This is a genomic window from Butyrivibrio sp. AE2015 (assembly GCF_000420825.1).
Taxonomy (GTDB): Bacteria; Bacillota; Clostridia; order Lachnospirales; family Lachnospiraceae; genus Butyrivibrio.
On record NZ_ATVR01000017.1, the window covers coordinates 48,441 to 65,277 of the forward strand.

Genomic DNA, 16,837 nt, shown 5'->3' on the forward strand with positions numbered 1-16,837 from the left:
ATGAATAAAGCAATAAATGAAGCTTCTAGCGGAAGAAGCAGTTTGCAGCAGCAGACTTATCAGCCTATGACATTTGATTCTATTAAGATTGGACTTGCTTCTCCTGAAAAGATCAGAAGCTGGGCTCACAGAATTGATAACGATCCACATAGTGGTGAAGTTACAAAGCCTGAGACAATCAACTATAGAACACTCAAGCCTGAAAGAGATGGTCTTTTCTGCGAAAGAATATTTGGACCTACAAAGGATTGGGAATGTCACTGCGGAAAATATAAAAAGATCAGATATAAGGGTGTTGTCTGCGACCGTTGCGGTGTTGAAATAACAAAGAGCAGCGTACGTCGTGAGAGAATGGGATACATCGAGCTTGCAGCTCCTGTATCACATATCTGGTATTTCAAGGGAATACCCAGCAGAATGGGACTCATTCTTGATTTATCTCCTCGTGTACTTGAGAAAGTACTTTACTTTGCATCATATATAGTTCTTGATCCAGGTGAGACAACACTTGAATACAAGCAGGTTCTTTCAGAGAAAGAATATCAGGATGCCAGAGAAGAGTGGGGCGGCAAATTCCGTGCAGGAATGGGTGCTGAATCAATCAAAGAGCTCCTTCAGGCTATTGACCTTGAAGCAGAGTATCAGGAATTAAAAGAAGGTCTTGATACTTCCAGCGGACAGAAGAGAGCAAGAATCATCAAGCGTCTTGAAGTTGTTGAAGCTTTCAGAGAGTCTGGCAATGATCCAGCTTGGATGATCATGGATTGCATCCCTGTAATCCCACCAGATCTCAGACCTATGGTTCAGCTTGATGGTGGACGTTTTGCTACATCAGATCTTAATGATCTTTATAGAAGAATTATCAACAGAAATAACAGATTGAAGAGACTTCTTGATCTCGGTGCACCTGATATCATCGTACGTAACGAGAAGAGAATGCTTCAGGAAGCTGTTGATGCACTTATCGATAACGGTAGAAGAGGAAGACCTGTAACAGGGCCTGGTAACAGAGCTCTTAAGTCTCTTTCAGATATGCTTAAGGGTAAGTCAGGACGTTTCCGTCAGAACCTTCTTGGTAAGCGTGTAGACTATTCTGGACGTTCAGTTATCGTAGTAGGACCTGAACTTAAGATTTATCAGTGTGGACTTCCTAAGGAAATGGCTATCGAGCTGTTCAAGCCTTTTGTTATGAAAGAGCTTGTTTCCAGAGGAATATCACAGAATATTAAAAATGCTAAAAAGCTTGTAGAAAGACTTGATGAGCAGGTTTGGGATGTTCTTGAAGATGTAATCAAAGAGCATCCGGTTATGCTTAACCGTGCCCCCACACTTCACAGACTTGGTATTCAGGCATTTGAGCCAATTCTTGTAGAAGGTAAGGCTATTAAGCTTCACCCACTTGTATGTACACCTTTCAACGCCGACTTCGATGGTGACCAGATGGCTGTACACCTTCCTCTTTCAGTAGAGGCACAGGCTGAGTGTAGATTCCTTATGCTTGCTCCTAACAACCTTCTTAAGCCTTCAGATGGTGGCCCAGTTAACGTTCCTACACAGGATATGGTACTTGGTATCTACTATTTGACACAGGAGAGACCTGGAGCACTTGGAGAAGGTAAGTTCTTCAAGAGCGTTGATGAAGCTATTCTTGCATATGAGAATGGATACTGCACACTGCAGACAAGAGTTAAGATCAGAATGGACAGAACAAATGCTGATGGCGAAGTTCAGACAGGTATTGTTGAGTCCACACTTGGAAGATTCCTCTTCAATGAGATCATTCCTCAGGATCTTGGTTTTGTAGATAGATCAGTTCCTGAAAATACATTTAAGCTCGAAGTTGACTTCATGGTAGGTAAGAAGCAGCTTAAACAGATCGTAACTGCTATGATCAATACACATGGAACATTTGCTACAGCAGAAGTTCTTGATAAGATCAAAGCTACAGGTTACCACTATTCAACACGTGCAGCTATGACTGTTTCTATCGCTGATATGACAGTGCCTAAACAGAAACAGGAAATGCTTGATGAAGCACAGGCTACAGTTGATAAGATAGCAATTAACTATCGTCGTGGTCTTATTACTGACGAAGAGCGTTACCGTGCAGTAGTTGATACTTGGATGGAAACAGATAAAAAGCTTACTGATGAGCTTCTTGCTGGTCTTGATAAGTACAACAACATTTACATGATGGCTGACTCTGGTGCCCGTGGTAGTAACCAGCAGATCAAACAGCTGGCTGGTATGCGTGGACTTATGGCTGATACAACAGGTCGTACAATCGAACTTCCTATCAAGTCAAACTTCCGTGAAGGTCTTGACGTTTTGGAATACTTCATGTCAGCGCATGGTGCTCGTAAAGGTCTGTCAGATACAGCCCTTCGTACAGCCGATTCAGGATACCTTACACGTCGAATGGTCGATGTATCACAGGAACTTATTATCCGTGATATTGACTGCTGTGCAGACAAGGAAGTTATTCCTGGAATGACAGTTAAAGCATTTATGGATGGCAAGGAAACAATCGAGCCATTAAAGGATAGAATCACAGGAAGATATTCATGTGAGACTATTAAAGATAAAGATGGAAATGTGATCGTTAAGAAGAATCACATGATCACTCCATCACGTGCAGCAAAGATCCTTTCAGTAGGTGTTAATGCTAAGGGACAGCCTGTAGAGGCAGTTAAGATCCGTACAATACTTACATGCCGTTCACACAACGGTATCTGTGCTAAATGTTACGGTGCTAACATGGCAACAGGTGAGGCAGTTCAGGTCGGTGAAGCAGTTGGTATCATCGCTGCTCAGTCAATCGGTGAGCCTGGTACACAGCTTACTATGAGAACATTCCATACTGGTGGTGTTGCCGGTGGTGATATCACACAGGGTCTTCCTAGAGTAGAAGAGTTGTTCGAAGCTAGAAAACCTAAGGGACTTGCTATTATTTCTGAGCTTGATGGTAAGGTAGAGATCAGAGACACCAAGAAGAAACGTGAAGTTATCGTAACTAACGATGAAACTGGTGAATCAAAGGCTTACCTCATTCCTTATGGATCACGTATCAAGGTTCAGGATGGAATGACAATTGAAGCTGGTGATGAGCTTACTGAAGGTTCAGTTAACCCACATGATCTTCTTAAGATTAAGGGTATCCGTGCAGTACAGGATTATCTCTTAAGAGAAGTTCAGAGAGTATACCGTCTGCAGGGTGTTGATATCTGTGATAAGCATATTGAGGTTATTGTACGTCAGATGCTTAAGAAAGTAAGAATCGATGAGAGTGGAGATACAGATTTCCTTCCAGGAACTCTTGTAGATGTACTTGATTTTGAAGATACTAACGAAGCACTTACTAATGAAGGAAAGAGACCTGCAGAAGGTAAGCAGGTAATCCTTGGTATCACCAAGGCAGCTCTTGCTACAAACTCATTCCTTTCAGCAGCATCATTCCAGGAGACAACAAAGGTTCTCACAGATGCAGCTATCAAGGGTAAGGTTGATCCACTTATTGGACTTAAGGAAAACGTTATTATCGGTAAGCTGATTCCTGCCGGAACAGGTATGAAGAGATATAGAAATACAGCTCTTAATACAGATGCTAATTTCAAAGATCCTGAGAAGCTCATTCTCAAGAAAAAGAGAAGAGATTTTGATGATGATTTAGCAGATGGTGCTGATTTCGATATCGATGACGATGAAGTATCAGTTTCAGACGAGGACTGATAAGTTTTTGCAAAAGAGTTGTCATAAAAAATTTAGTTGACAACTAAAATAATAGTATTTATAATTCATAATTGCGTGTGTAAGCAAAGGGGATACTATGCCCCTTTGCTATATGCATATATTTAGGGTGTATTCGCCCAAGTGTTTTTATCAAAATAGGAGGTAAAAAGAATGCCAACATTTAACCAGTTAGTTAGAAAGGGTCGTCAGACATCTGTTAAGAAGTCTACAGCACCTGCTTTGCAGAAAGGCTTCAATTCTTTACACAAGAAAGCTACTGCAACAGCTTCTCCACAGAAGCGTGGTGTTTGTACAGCTGTTAAGACTGCAACCCCTAAAAAGCCTAACTCTGCTCTGAGAAAAATCGCCAGAGTACGTCTTTCAAACGGCATCGAGGTAACAAGCTATATTCCTGGTGAGGGACACAACCTTCAGGAGCACAGCGTTGTTCTTATCCGTGGTGGAAGAGTTAAGGATTTACCTGGTACAAGATACCACATCATCAGAGGTACTCTTGATACAGCAGGTGTAGCCGACAGAAAACAGGCTCGTTCAAAGTACGGCGCTAAGAGACCAAAGGCGTCAAAGTAATCTATTAACAAATCTAATTTTTTAAAAGTGTTGGTGTTCTATTCTATATATACAGATATATAAAGTAGTAAATATACCGCACGTACACTAAATTAGTGAGTACCGATGATTTATAGTAAGCAGTGAGCTTTACTGATCATTGCAATTCTAAAGGAGGGAAGAACCGTGCCGCGTAAAGGACATATTGTAAAACGTGACGTATTAGCGGATCCTTTATACGATAACAAGGTTGTTACTAAGCTTGTTAACCAGGTAATGCTTGATGGTAAGAAGGGCGTTGCTCAGAAGATCGTATATGGTGCATTCGCACAGGTAGAGGAGAAGGCTGGTAAGCCTGCTCTTGAAATTTTCGAGGGAGCTATGAACAACATCATGCCTGCTCTCGAGGTTAAGGCTAGACGTATTGGTGGTGCTACATATCAGGTACCTATCGAGGTTAGACCAGACAGACGTCAGGCTCTCGCACTTCGTTGGCTTGTAACTTTCTCACGTGCTAGAGGCGAGAAGACTATGGTAGATAGACTTGCTTCAGAGATTATGGATGCATACAACAATACTGGTGCAGCTGTAAAGAGAAAAGAAGACATGCACAAGATGGCAGAGGCAAACAAGGCATTCTCACACTACAGATTCTAATCTATTGGTGAGAGTTTCGTTTATATTTATTTAGGAGGAAGAACCTTTGGCTGATAGACAATACCCATTGGAGAGAACCAGAAACATCGGTATTATGGCTCATATCGACGCTGGTAAGACAACTCTTACAGAGCGTATCCTTTATTATACCGGTGTAAACTATAAGATTGGTGAGACTTACGAAGGTACTGCTACCATGGACTGGATGGAACAGGAGCAGGAAAGAGGTATCACAATCACATCTGCAGCTACAACTTGCCACTGGACACTTCAGCAGAATGGTAAAGTTAAACCAGGCGCTCTTGAGCACCGTATCAACATCATTGATACTCCTGGTCACGTTGACTTTACTGTTGAGGTTGAGAGATCACTTCGTGTACTTGATGGCGCTGTAGGTGTATTCAGCGCAAAAGAAGGCGTTGAGCCACAGTCTGAGAACGTTTGGCGTCAGGCTGATGGATTTAATGTTCCTCGTATGGCATTCATCAACAAGATGGATATCATCGGAGCAAACTATTTCGGAGCTGTTGAGCAGATCCGTAACAGACTTAAAAAGAACGCTATCATGATCGAGATTCCTATCGGAGCTGAGGATCAGTTCCAGGGTATCATTGACCTGTTCGAGATGCAGGCTTACATCTACAATGATGATAAGGGTGAGGATGTTACTATTGGTGAGATCCCTGCTGATCTTAAGGATGATGCTGAGCTTTATCACTCAGAGCTCGTTGAGAAGATCTGCGATCTTGATGAAGATCTTATGATGGAGTACCTTGAAGGTAATGAGCCTTCTGTAGATGCTCTTAAGGCTGCACTTCGTAAGGCAACTTGCGAATGTAAGGCATTCCCTGTTTGCTGTGGTTCTGCCCACAAGAACAGAGGTATCCAGAAACTTATCGATGCTGTTATCGAGTTCATGCCTTCACCACTTGATATCCCTGCTTGTAAGGGTACAGACATGGATGGCAATGAAGTTGAGGTTGAGTCAACAGATGATGGCCCATTCGCAGCTCTTGCATTCAAGATTGTCAGCGATCCATTCGTTGGAAAGCTTGCATTCTTCCGTGTATATCGTGGTACAGCTAATTCTGGATCATATGTACTTAACAGCACAAAGGACAACAAGGAACGTCTTGGACGTATTCTTCAGATGCATGCTAATAAGCGTTCTGACCTTGATAAAGTATATTCAGGTGATATCGCTGCAGCAGTAGGTCTTAAGAATACAGTAACTGGTGATACACTCTGCGATGAGAAAAACCCAGTTATCCTTGAGTCTATGGAATTCCCTGATCCTGTTATTGAGCTTGCTATCGAGCCTAAGACTAAGGCTGGTCAGCAGAAACTTGATGAGGCTCTTATGAAGCTTGCTGAAGAAGATCCTACATTCAGAGCTCATACAAACCCTGAAACAGGTCAGACAATCATCGCTGGTATGGGTGAGCTTCACCTTGATATCATCGTTGATAGACTTCTTAGAGAGTATAAGGTTGAGGCTAACGTAGGTGCTCCTCAGGTTGCTTATAGAGAAGCTCTTACAAAGGCTGTAGACGTTGAGTCTAAGTATGCTAAGCAGTCCGGTGGACGTGGTCAGTACGGACACTGTAAGGTTCGTTTCGAGCCTATGGATGCTAACGGCGACAACCTTTACCAGTTTGATAGCGAAGTTGTTGGTGGTGCTATTCCTAAGGAATTCATCCAGCCAATCAGCGAAGGTATCGAAGAGGCTATGAAGGCTGGTACACTTGGCGGATATCCAGTAGTTGGTGTTCATGCTACAGTTTATGATGGATCTTACCATGAAGTAGACTCATCAGAAATGGCATTCCACATCGCTGGATCTATGGCATTCAAGGATGCTATGGCTAAGGGTGCTCCTGTACTTCTTGAGCCTATCATGAAGGTTGAGGTTACTATGCCTGAAGAGTACATGGGAGATGTTATCGGTGACGTTAACTCTCGTCGTGGACAGGTTGAAGGTATGGATGATCTCGGCGGCGGAAAGATCGTAAGAGCACATGTGCCTCTTGCTGAGATGTTCGGATACGCTACAGACCTTCGTTCTAGAACACAGGGACGTGGTAACTACTCAATGTTCTTTGAGAAGTACGCTCCAGTTCCTAAGAATGTTCAGGAGAAAGTCCTTTCTAACAAGGGCAATTGATGAAAAAAAGTAAATGTATGCTGACTAAATCAAGTTTTTTGCTTGATTTAGCGGCAAACATTTAATATAATCGATATAGTCGGTTAAATTATGTATGTAAATGTTTATTAACATTTCACTAAGGAGGATATTTAGAAATGGCAAAAGCTAAGTTTGACAGAACCAAACCACACGTTAACATTGGTACAATCGGTCACGTTGACCATGGTAAGACAACTCTTACAGCTGCTATCACAGCAGTACTTGCTGATAGAGGATTCAGCCCTGCAGTAGCATTCGATCAGATCGATAAGGCTCCTGAAGAGAAGGAAAGAGGAATCACAATCAACTCTGCTCACATCGAGTACGAGACAGCGAAGAGACACTATGCTCACGTTGACTGCCCAGGCCACGCTGACTACGTTAAGAACATGATCACAGGTGCAGCTCAGATGGATGGATCAATCCTTGTTGTTGCTGCTACTGATGGTGTTATGGCTCAGACAAAGGAGCACGTTCTTCTTTCACGTCAGGTTGGTGTACCTTACATCATCGTATTCATGAACAAGTGCGATATGGTTGACGATCCTGAGCTTCTTGACCTCGTTGAGATGGAGATCAGAGACCTTCTTACAGAGTATGAGTTCCCTGGAGATGATACACCTATCATCCGTGGTTCAGCTCTTAAGGCTCTTGAAGATCCTAAGTCTGAGTGGGGCGATAAGATCATGGAACTTATGGATACAGTTGATTCATACATTCCTGAACCTACTCGTGAGAACGACAAGCCTTTCCTTATGCCTGTTGAGGACGTATTCACAATCACAGGACGTGGAACAGTTGCTACTGGTAGAGTAGAGAGAGGTTCACTTAACCTTAACGAAGAAATCGAAATCGTTGGTATTAAGGAAGAGACATCTAAGTCTGTTGTTACAGGTATCGAGATGTTCCGTAAGACTATGGATTTCTGCGAAGCTGGTGACAACGTTGGTCTTCTTCTTCGTGGTGTTGACCGTGATGGTATCCAGAGAGGACAGGTTATCACAAAGCCTGGTACAGTAACTTGCCATACAAAGTTCACTGCTGAGGTTTACGTTCTTACAAAGGACGAGGGTGGCCGTCATACTCCTTTCTTCACAAACTACAGACCACAGTTCTACTTCAGAACAACTGACGTTACAGGTGTCTGCAACCTTCCAGAAGGTGTTGAGATGTGCATGCCTGGTGACCACGTAACAATGAGCATCGAGCTTATTCACCCTATCGCTATGGAGCAGGGTCTTAAGTTCGCTATCCGTGAGGGTGGACGTACAGTTGGATCAGGTAAGGTTGCTACAATCGTAGAGTAAAGCTTACGGCTTTGAGCCGCGCGTACGTAAATATAAGAGACTTGGAATGCTTGCATTTCCAAGTCTCTTTTTTTACGTACATGGGGCGAATGCCCCGCGCTAGTAAGCGAAATCGAAGATTTCGGTTACGGAGCGGCTCAAAGCCGACTTATCGGATTGCATAAACACTAAACTTATAAAGGGTTTCAAGCTTCGGCTTGGAACCCCTTTTTGTGTATAAAATTATCGAAATGATGATTACTGGTACCAAAACGGTGCCATAAAAATCAATGCCTGTAAAGATACAAAAAAAGCTTATAAACAGAAGTGTGACAGTTGTGATATTTGATAAGATACAAAAATGAGTATTTGTATTTTCAAATTGGCGGAGCTGAAGCTTGAAAAACATATACTTTCTAAATCTGATAAATTCTTTTTTGAAGATGTCAGGACATTAAAAAAGAATTATCATTGGATACCTTTGTCAAGTGTTTTTTAAGGATTTTTAATGTTTTTTTTGCAAAATAAAAAGGCTTGAAAGTCAGTATTTATCTGCCTTTCAGCCTTAAGTTGACCACATAGGTGCCTGTCAACGTGAAGATTGAAATGGGGCTCATTTTGCGTCGTAGCCTAATGAAGTTAACAGTTCTGCAGCCTTAATATCAAATCCATTTTCATATATCAGGCATTTAGATGGATCGTAGTGCGCATATTGTCCGCTGTATAATAGACCAAGAGCGGGACAGCCGCCGGCACATTTTTCATAATGAGAGCAGGAGCGGCATTTTTCATTTTTTGAAAGGCGCTCTTCTACCGTCATATAGGTCCTGTCATGGTAAGCTCCTTTGTTTAGAAGCTCAATGAGCTCTGTCTTTAATACATTTCCATCATCAATTCCTTTTAAGTCAAAGTATCCTGACATCTGCATGCAGGGATAGATCTTTCCGGAAGAACCTATGGCAGGCATTCCTTTGCAGGCTGAGCATAACGGAAGCCTGGAATTATACTTTTTTGTTGTGAACTTTTCATAGCCTGTCCTGTAGCTCTTTGATACCGGATCAACTGTCAGGAACAGCCAGGAAATGATCTTCATTTTATGATCTTTACTGCAATAGTCCTTAAGTATATTCAGAACATTCTCATAGTATTCCTCCCAGGAGAGGGTAGCACTGACGCCGTTTTTTGCCCATTGGGGAGTTTCAATGGTGCGAATTATCCGGGTTGTTGATACGCCGATTTCATCAAGCATCTCAAGGGATGGGATAATGGTGCTAAGATTCTCTTTGTTGATATTCATTTGCACCATAACCTGAAATCCGCTTTTCACAGCAAGTTTAATGGAATAAAGGCTTTTTTCCTCCATCCCCGGGTTTCCACGCAAAGCATCATGGTATCCGATTCCGTCAAAAGAGATTTTAATCAGTGGTTTGTCACCATGTTCTTTAAAATGATCGAGAATATCTGTTGTCAAAAATGATCCATTGGTATTAAGCTCACGAATGGACATTCCTCTTTCATCGATAGCATCAACGATATCTTTGAAATCCTTGCGGATAAGAGGTTCGCCTCCGGTTATTGTAAGAGCAAACACACCGCATTTTTGTGCGTCATCAAGGATCTTAAGGATATTTTCAAAAGTGAGCTCCTCTTTTGGAGTATTGTTCCCAGTGGCATTGAAACAATGTCTGCAGTTGCAGTCGCACCTTTGGGTTATCTCAATATTCAAGGAAGGAGTAACATCATTGTTACAGTATCTGAATTGCTGCCAGGAAAGAAGATTTTCATCTTTATTTTCTTTTCTGATGATAATGCCTTCCTTAAGTAACTTTGAAGTTATTTCATTTTCTTCAATATCTTCAGTTCCATCGCAATAAAGAAGAGTGGTAAAATCCCTCCTATCAATAACATGCGGAAGATTCTCACCTCTTCTGTAATAGGCAAAGGGAAGTTTATTCCAGGACCTGAGAGCAATATCCTTATTTAGTAAAAATGGTGCCATAGCATCTGCCTTCCTGATTTTTTATAGATATATTCAATTATAAGCTTTCAGTGGAATGCATTCAAACAGTTATTATCCATAAAAAGATTATATGTATACCAAATTTTGCAGTAGTTCGGATTGCGCCGTATACTATATTTATCAGAATGCTGCATGAAGTGTGATTGGGAAACAGAGCATGGAAAGAAATGATATGACCGTTTTCCCGGTGCTACCGGAAAACTACAAATTGAATATTGCCATAGTCACGACCTATGATGTGGAAGTAGATGTCCTTAAGAAAATGCTTGCAGGTCAGAGAGACAAGGATAGATTCCTTATCTTTTACGGAGGAGGAGATTTTCTTGAAGGCCCGGCGGGGCAAAAGAGGGAAGAGGTGCTGCAAAGTCAGATTATTGATATTACTTTGCCTTCCGGAAACCCCGATTACCCTTTGGTAATAAATCATGGTAAGGTGTGGCTCTTTGAATATATTTCAGAAACAGGTGATTATGAATACCGCCTTGTTATCGGGAGCAGAAACATATCCTCCTTTGAAAACCTGGAGATCGGGGTCATGCTCAGGTCTGTGCCCTGTAAAGAAGATGACCAAAGAGCACTGTGGCTCATGTCCTACCTTGAAGCAATTACAGACTGCATGAACGAAAAAGATACTGGCCAACTGAAATATGAAACAACAGACAAAGTACTTGAATTGAACAAAAGGCTTGAAAAAGTATCTTTTGCCATAGACGGAAAGTGGGAAAGCGATGACTATCGCATTGTCACACTTTTTCCCGGGGCCATGCTGATAAACAGGTTAAACAACAGTATCTTTGCAATGTGCAGGGACTATGATGAGCTCGTCATTTGCTCACCGTTCATTGATTATAAATTGTTACAGATGTCCTTATTAGGTAAAAGAGAAAATGGAAGAGTTGTTGTTATATCAAATAAGACGGTTATTGACGAATTAAAGGCCGTAGCAGGAAATTCTTCCTGTATTGTTTTTCTTATGCCCGGCAACAAAAAGTATGTTCATGCCAAGTTCTTTTTAAGAAGGCGTGAGGACAGGTTTGATCTTTATCTTGGCTCCATGAATGCCACCGGCCATGGCCTTAATCAAAACTACGAAGTTATGATACATATAAATGATCCTGCCGGAGTTTCTTCTGCAGATGAGTTTATTTATGATGTCATTGGTGAGACAACATGTTAGAAAAATATACTGAAGATATTTTTAAAATTGCATCATTGCCTGAGACCAGGCAGTCTGCTCTGGAGAGGTTTTCAAAAGGAACGAACTTATCAGGGGATGAAAGAACTGCGCTTAAAACATATCTTTTATCTGAAATAGTCCTAAGAGACATTCAGATGCTAAAGGAGGGAAATTATTATTTTGACGAATTTACAGCAAAAAAGAGAAATATTGGCGGGAAGGAGAGGCTGATATTTTCACTTCCTTTTGAGCAAAAGACAATTATCAGGCTTATAAACTATGGAATACTTCTGAGGTATTCAGCTCAATTTTCAAAGGATTTATACTCTTTTAAGATTGGAGGAAATCAGTATAAAAGCCTGGAATCTATTCGAAGTTGTAGCAATTTTAAGGATCTTTATCTCTTTAAGACAGATATTAAGAGCTATGGCCGAAGCATTGTGGAAAAGGAAATGTGTCACCTTCTGGATAGCTTTTTTGCACAGGATATAGAGCTTTGCGCCTTCCTGAAGTGGTATGTCAAAAGAAATACTTACTATTTGGATGACGTGCTTTATGAAGATGCTCCGGTGACAAAAGATGGTCTTTCATTTTCAGGATTGTTTGAAAATATTTATCTGACAGATCTGGACAGTCTGATGGAGAAAGAGGCCGATTATTACTCACGCTTTGGTGATGATATCTTAATAGGAGCAGCTAGTAGAGAAAAACTTGATGGACTTATTGGAAAGACTAAAAATATATTTGATAAAAAAGGGCTGACTATGCACCCCATGAAGACTTCCATTTTCTTCCCCGGAGAGCGTTTTGAACATCTTGGCGTCATAGTTGAGGGGAGTAGTATTGATCTTTCAGAGGATTACCTTGCCTATATTGAGAGAAGAATAAGAAAGCGGGCAAGGAAGCTGGCAATTTTACAGAGAAAGAAAATATTGCCAAAAGAAATAGTCCTGTTTCGGATGATACAGTGGATTGAGACCTTAAAGAGTGATATAGAAATTACTCAGAGGTACAGTTTTATTACAACGGATAAGTCTCTTAAGAAAATAGACAGGATGTTAACAGATCTCATAAGAGGAGCTGCAGCAGGAACTACAGGAAGAAAGAAATATCAGGTTTCCTACAAGGAATTAAGTAAATGGGGTTATAAGAGTCTTGTCCGCGAATACTATGAGGCTATTTCATGCAAGAAATAGCCTCAGCATTGACATTCATTGTGATAGATTGATTGCTTCATTTTTAGCAAGCTCCAGATAGTCATAGGACTTTTCCAGAATGTCCATCATGAGAAGAGAGTAATCCCTGAACGTGTAGGGCTTTTGCCCGTAAAATACACCTGAAGCCTTTCTTATTGCCACTGAATTGGCCTCACCATATATCACTTTCTGAACCGCATCCAATGGAATCAGTGTGGCGCATTTAAGTCCGAACTTATAGAGCAGGAATTGTTTTAGCAGTACCGACATACGACCATTACCATCAGACATTGGGTGGATACAGATGAACTCCAGGGTGCACCTGAATATGTCTTCAAAATGCTCCGGGTTAGCCTGATTCAGATGTGAATATCTTTTGCATAGCAGATCGATTTCCTTTTCAGTATCCTCGGGGGAAGCGGTTACATATACAAGGCTTTCGCCATTATAAATGTTGATGACAGAGGTCTTGAACCTGCTTTTTTCAAGGTCTGTTCCCAAAGTCAGGATGTCGTACAGCTTTAGGATAAGATATTTGTCAAAGGCTGCCTGACTGTTTTTCCCTATCCAATTAAGTACATTTAGTTCGTTTAATCTGTGCTTTTGGTGGACGAAAGGAAATGCCAGCAAAAGGTGAGAAGAGCTTTTTATATTGTCCGGAAGGCTTTCATAGAGCTTTGTATCCCGGTCATATAAAATGGAAATACGACTATCCTCGATTATCTTGTTGTTAACACATTGAGGCATCTGCTTGTTGCTCCATGGTTAGTTATCAAAGATTGCTTTGTCGCAATTCGTGCCAGGATTTTTTTGCCTCCGGATCAGTAGAAACATAATCAAACTTCTGACCTTCACAATCAGCGCCGCCGGTTACTTTATCTAGCTCCTCATCACCTAATTCAACGCTCTTAAAAGTCTCTGAAAACTGCTTGAAAAGTTTCTCTGCTTCCTCCAGGCTAAGATCATAACCGTTCTCCTTAGCGTAGTTTAAAAACTCTTCAGGGGATTTAAGATTAATCAGGTCTTTCATGATTGCGGGGGTTAATTCTGACATCTTAAATTTTTTCATTACATTTTCTCCTTTCGATTTAAGAAAAGTGGGCAGAGAAAGACAAATCGATGTCATATTATGCGTTCTTTACAAAACTCAGGCCATCTGCCAGGCCCTTTCCGGTAACGGAGTTTTGATTTGCCGCAGGGCAGATGCGCTATATGCGCGCTTTCTCTGCTGTATATACTCACACATTTGTAAATGTGCAAATACCTGAGTGTTATCAATATCCTTTATAATTATATAAAGGAACAAGGATGCTCTTTATTTCTACAGTGTCTGTGATCTCCTCTGCGATTTCATCTATACTTCTGTAGGCCATGGGAGCTTCGTCAATGTTCTCTTTGCAGACAGTTGTGGAGTAGACTTCTTTAAGAGCACTTTGATATTCTTTGAAATCTATTCTTACTTTTGCTTCTTTTCTGCTGAATTTCCGACCGCCTCCATGGGGGGCCGAGAAGTTCCATTCAGGATTTCCCTTTCCTATGCCGAGGATGGTTCCATCCCTGCTGTTTACCGGTATTACGACTTTTTCGCCTTCATGTGCTGAGATGGCTCCGTGCCTTACAATATTATCCGAAAGGTCAGTATAGTGATGACAGATATCAATTTTATCGTTGACGGTGAATGACATTTCTTTGATGATCTGTTCTGCAATAAATGCCCTGTTTTTTTTTGAAAGCTCTATGCAAAGCTGCATATCGTGCAGGTAGTCATCAAGGTCTTCTCCTGATAAAAGAGTATCTTCAAGGCGATAGGGCATATCCATCGATTTGCCGGCCTTATGAAGTGCAAGTTCAAGATAATGCCTAAGGACAGCGGCAGAAACCCCTTCCACGCCGTTGTGCACAATGAGGTAGTTCCGTCCGCCCAAGTCTCTGTCAATCTCTATGAAGTGGTTACCGCCACCAAGAGATCCTAGTGAAAACGAAAGAAAACGAAAGCGGGTGGTGGCATCCGGGAGCCTGAATCTAGAAACATCAAATTCATATTGGGTAGTCAGAAATATCTCATCTTTTTGTGTCGGGAACTCATGGCAGATGCCATCCAGCTTTTCAAAATCAATCTGATTGGAACCTATATCGTAGCAACAGATCCCACATCCTGCACCATACTCAAGTCCCATTACGGCTGCATCTTTGAACAGCATTGTAAAGCCGGTAATTGTCCCGTCGCTATTGGCAGTAGCATCAGGCATAATGCAGACATGTCTGTCGCTGATAAATCCATGTGAGCATATTTCCGTCAGGTTTTCATGGACTTTATCAGAGTATTCTTTGGCATAAATCAGCGCTTGTGCATCGCTTCCGAATATGATCTTCTTCATAAGAAAAATTATAGCAATTTATACATTTAAAGTAATCTGAGATAATTTTATTTTAATTTATTTTACACATTTTTAATAATGTGATGTGGTATATTAATGCTACATACCTGTCTGTCACCAAGCATTTCCTTTATGAGTCTTTTGGATTTGAAGAAACTGGGGATGTGGACGGAGAAGAATTAATTGCAGTTTTAAAACTATAATATCGGGAGATGTTGGGGAATGGCAGCTATTCTATGAGAGTAATGATAATTAGGCATGGAAAAGTACTTCATGACTGGAAAAAGTGGTGCACATCTGCTGAGTTTGATGAGCAATGTGCGTTATATGACAAAGCTCCGATTGATAAGGCATCTGTAGATACAGTGAATGATGATATTCAAAAGATTTATATTAGCGAGTTTGACAGGGCTCTCAAAACTGCTGAAGAGATATTTGGAGAAGGGGATTTCAATAGGACAGCACTGCTAAATGAGGTTCCGCTTCATTCAGGATTTGATATAGCAATACGTTTGCCGTTGGGTGTTTGGAATTTTCTAGGAAGGCTGCAGTGGCTAATCGGAAATAAAAGACAACCTGAAGGCAGGAAGCAGACCTCTAAGAGAGCAGAGCAGTTTGTGAACATGATAATAAAGCGTAATGAAGATTGCGCTATAATCACACATGGCTTCTTTATGCATACTTTGATTAGAATAATGAAGAATGTGGGCTTCAAAGTAGATAAAGAGCGAGTGAACTATAGGAATGGAGAAGTGATTTTACTTACAAGAAACTATTAAGGGGAAAAGCAATGAAATGGCTCTAAAAATTTCAAAAACCACCCAAAATGTAGCGAAACATGAGATATATGCGAACAGAAACCACGTAAAATCAAGGCTTTTCAAATAGATATAAAGAGCTTTAAGCCTTGGAGTTCTTTTTTGATCCATTAATCCGTAATTGACGATTTTAATTTCTGATGATATCATTAATCCGTAATTAACGATTATTCAAGAGGTGCAATATGACAATAGGACAGAAGATTTTCTACTTGTTGGAAGAACGACATATGACTCAGAAAGAGTTTTCGCTTAGAACCGGTATTTCTACAACTACCATAAGTGATTGGCGCAAGAAGAATACTAATCCCGGATCTGATAAGATTATGGTAATTTGTGCTGCACTCGAGGTAACTCCTGAATATCTTTTATCCGGAGTTACTGAAGACAGTGATAGAGGAAGGAATGTAGACTATATGGTTATTCCGAAGGGTACTGAAGAAAGAGAACTGATAGAACTGTTTAATGATATGGACTGGCTTGAAAGAGAGCATCTTCTTGAGTATGCACGTCGTGCAATAGAAAAGAAATCTGAGTCTGGCTATATTGACAGAACTGAGAATAAGTCTATGGTTAAAATTGCAGAGTTTTGTGATGTTGAGATTTTCATGGATTCAGCATTTAAAGGGAGTCCATCAGTGGATATAAATTATCTGGACGATAATATTCAGGGAAGCATCCGGCTTAAGGAAGGAACTATAAAAGGTGGCTTTTCGAAATATGTGATTCCTGTTATAGAAGCATGGTACAAGGAACATAAAGTCCTGCTTATAGATATGTGGAATAGTCAGAAGATTGAGATGATACCTGCTTGGGAGTGA

General features: G+C 41.0%; 13 protein-coding genes. 9 read left to right on the forward strand and 4 right to left on the reverse strand.

Annotated features, from left to right (window positions below; genetic code table 11):
• From rpoC to tuf, 5 genes are all read left to right on the forward strand, one after another.
• Window positions 1-3,729: a DNA-directed RNA polymerase subunit beta' gene (gene rpoC / locus G585_RS0109770; RefSeq protein WP_051142984.1), complete on the forward strand. Its 3,729-nt coding sequence runs from the start codon at window positions 1-3 to the stop codon at window positions 3,727-3,729.
• Window positions 3,730-3,900: 171 nt separating this feature from the next.
• Window positions 3,901-4,320: a 30S ribosomal protein S12 gene (rpsL, locus tag G585_RS0109775; RefSeq protein ID WP_013281753.1), complete on the forward strand. Its 420-nt coding sequence runs from the start codon at window positions 3,901-3,903 to the stop codon at window positions 4,318-4,320.
• Window positions 4,321-4,485: 165 nt separating this feature from the next.
• A complete protein-coding gene (gene rpsG, locus G585_RS0109780; RefSeq protein ID WP_022774679.1) occupies window positions 4,486-4,956 on the forward strand; it encodes a 30S ribosomal protein S7 in 471 nt (156 codons plus the stop codon).
• A 46-nt stretch (window positions 4,957-5,002) separates the two neighbouring features.
• The gene (gene fusA / locus G585_RS0109785) at window positions 5,003-7,120 is read left to right on the forward strand and encodes an elongation factor G (RefSeq protein ID WP_022774680.1); all 2,118 of its coding nucleotides are present in this window, start codon (window positions 5,003-5,005) and stop codon (window positions 7,118-7,120) included.
• 137 nt (window positions 7,121-7,257) lie between these two features.
• Window positions 7,258-8,448 (forward strand): elongation factor Tu, encoded by a 1,191-nt coding sequence (gene tuf, locus G585_RS0109790; protein WP_022774682.1) that lies wholly within the window; start codon window positions 7,258-7,260, stop codon window positions 8,446-8,448.
• A gap of 592 nt (window positions 8,449-9,040) precedes the next feature.
• On the opposite strand, the gene G585_RS0109795 is transcribed toward tuf, so the two are convergent.
• Window positions 9,041-10,426 (reverse strand): radical SAM/SPASM domain-containing protein, encoded by a 1,386-nt coding sequence (locus G585_RS0109795; RefSeq protein ID WP_022774683.1) that lies wholly within the window; start codon window positions 10,424-10,426, stop codon window positions 9,041-9,043.
• A gap of 178 nt (window positions 10,427-10,604) precedes the next feature.
• Between G585_RS0109795 and G585_RS0109800 the strand changes: the two genes are divergently transcribed.
• Window positions 10,605-11,624: a hypothetical protein gene (locus G585_RS0109800; RefSeq protein ID WP_022774685.1), complete on the forward strand. Its 1,020-nt coding sequence runs from the start codon at window positions 10,605-10,607 to the stop codon at window positions 11,622-11,624.
• On the forward strand, window positions 11,618-12,820 hold the full coding sequence (locus G585_RS0109805) for a reverse transcriptase domain-containing protein (RefSeq protein WP_022774686.1): 1,203 nt from the start codon (window positions 11,618-11,620) through the stop codon (window positions 12,818-12,820). The genes G585_RS0109800 and G585_RS0109805 overlap by 7 nt, the downstream gene beginning before the upstream one ends.
• A gap of 15 nt (window positions 12,821-12,835) precedes the next feature.
• Here G585_RS0109805 and G585_RS0109810 read toward each other — a convergent pair whose 3' ends face one another.
• From G585_RS0109810 to G585_RS0109820, 3 genes are all read right to left on the reverse strand, one after another.
• Window positions 12,836-13,567, reverse strand: a complete 732-nt coding sequence (locus G585_RS0109810) for a Fic family protein (RefSeq protein WP_022774687.1) — start codon at window positions 13,565-13,567, stop codon at window positions 12,836-12,838.
• Window positions 13,568-13,592: 25 nt separating this feature from the next.
• On the reverse strand, window positions 13,593-13,889 hold the full coding sequence (locus G585_RS0109815) for a hypothetical protein (protein WP_022774689.1): 297 nt from the start codon (window positions 13,887-13,889) through the stop codon (window positions 13,593-13,595).
• A gap of 205 nt (window positions 13,890-14,094) precedes the next feature.
• Window positions 14,095-15,198 carry an RNA-splicing ligase RtcB gene (locus tag G585_RS0109820; RefSeq protein ID WP_022774690.1) on the reverse strand — a complete coding sequence of 368 codons (1,104 nt, stop codon included), beginning with the start codon at window positions 15,196-15,198 and terminating at the stop codon, window positions 14,095-14,097.
• A 236-nt stretch (window positions 15,199-15,434) separates the two neighbouring features.
• On the opposite strand from G585_RS0109820, the gene G585_RS0109825 reads away from it, so the two are divergent.
• Both G585_RS0109825 and G585_RS18945 read left to right on the forward strand, forming a co-directional pair.
• Entirely contained in the window at window positions 15,435-15,977 is a 543-nt protein-coding gene (locus G585_RS0109825; RefSeq protein WP_022774691.1) for a phosphoglycerate mutase family protein, read from the forward strand.
• Window positions 15,978-16,201: 224 nt separating this feature from the next.
• On the forward strand, window positions 16,202-16,837 hold the full coding sequence (locus tag G585_RS18945) for a helix-turn-helix domain-containing protein (RefSeq protein WP_022774693.1): 636 nt from the start codon (window positions 16,202-16,204) through the stop codon (window positions 16,835-16,837).

Excerpts from the sequence above, each read along its gene's own strand:
- G585_RS0109805 (WP_022774686.1), top strand. The coding sequence starts at position 11,618 with ATGTTAGAAAAATATACTGAAGATATTTTTAAAATTGCATCATTGCCT.
- G585_RS0109820 (WP_022774690.1), bottom strand. The coding sequence starts at position 15,198 with ATGAAGAAGATCATATTCGGAAGCGATGCACAAGCGCTGATTTATGCC.
- G585_RS18945 (WP_022774693.1), top strand. The coding sequence starts at position 16,202 with ATGACAATAGGACAGAAGATTTTCTACTTGTTGGAAGAACGACATATG.
- G585_RS0109800 (WP_022774685.1), top strand. The coding sequence starts at position 10,605 with ATGGAAAGAAATGATATGACCGTTTTCCCGGTGCTACCGGAAAACTAC.
- rpoC (WP_051142984.1), top strand. The coding sequence starts at position 1 with ATGAATAAAGCAATAAATGAAGCTTCTAGCGGAAGAAGCAGTTTGCAG.
- tuf (WP_022774682.1), top strand. The coding sequence starts at position 7,258 with ATGGCAAAAGCTAAGTTTGACAGAACCAAACCACACGTTAACATTGGT.
- G585_RS0109815 (WP_022774689.1), bottom strand. The coding sequence starts at position 13,889 with ATGAAAAAATTTAAGATGTCAGAATTAACCCCCGCAATCATGAAAGAC.
- G585_RS0109825 (WP_022774691.1), top strand. The coding sequence starts at position 15,435 with ATGAGAGTAATGATAATTAGGCATGGAAAAGTACTTCATGACTGGAAA.
- rpsL (WP_013281753.1), top strand. The coding sequence starts at position 3,901 with ATGCCAACATTTAACCAGTTAGTTAGAAAGGGTCGTCAGACATCTGTT.
- G585_RS0109795 (WP_022774683.1), bottom strand. The coding sequence starts at position 10,426 with ATGGCACCATTTTTACTAAATAAGGATATTGCTCTCAGGTCCTGGAAT.
- G585_RS0109810 (WP_022774687.1), bottom strand. The coding sequence starts at position 13,567 with ATGCCTCAATGTGTTAACAACAAGATAATCGAGGATAGTCGTATTTCC.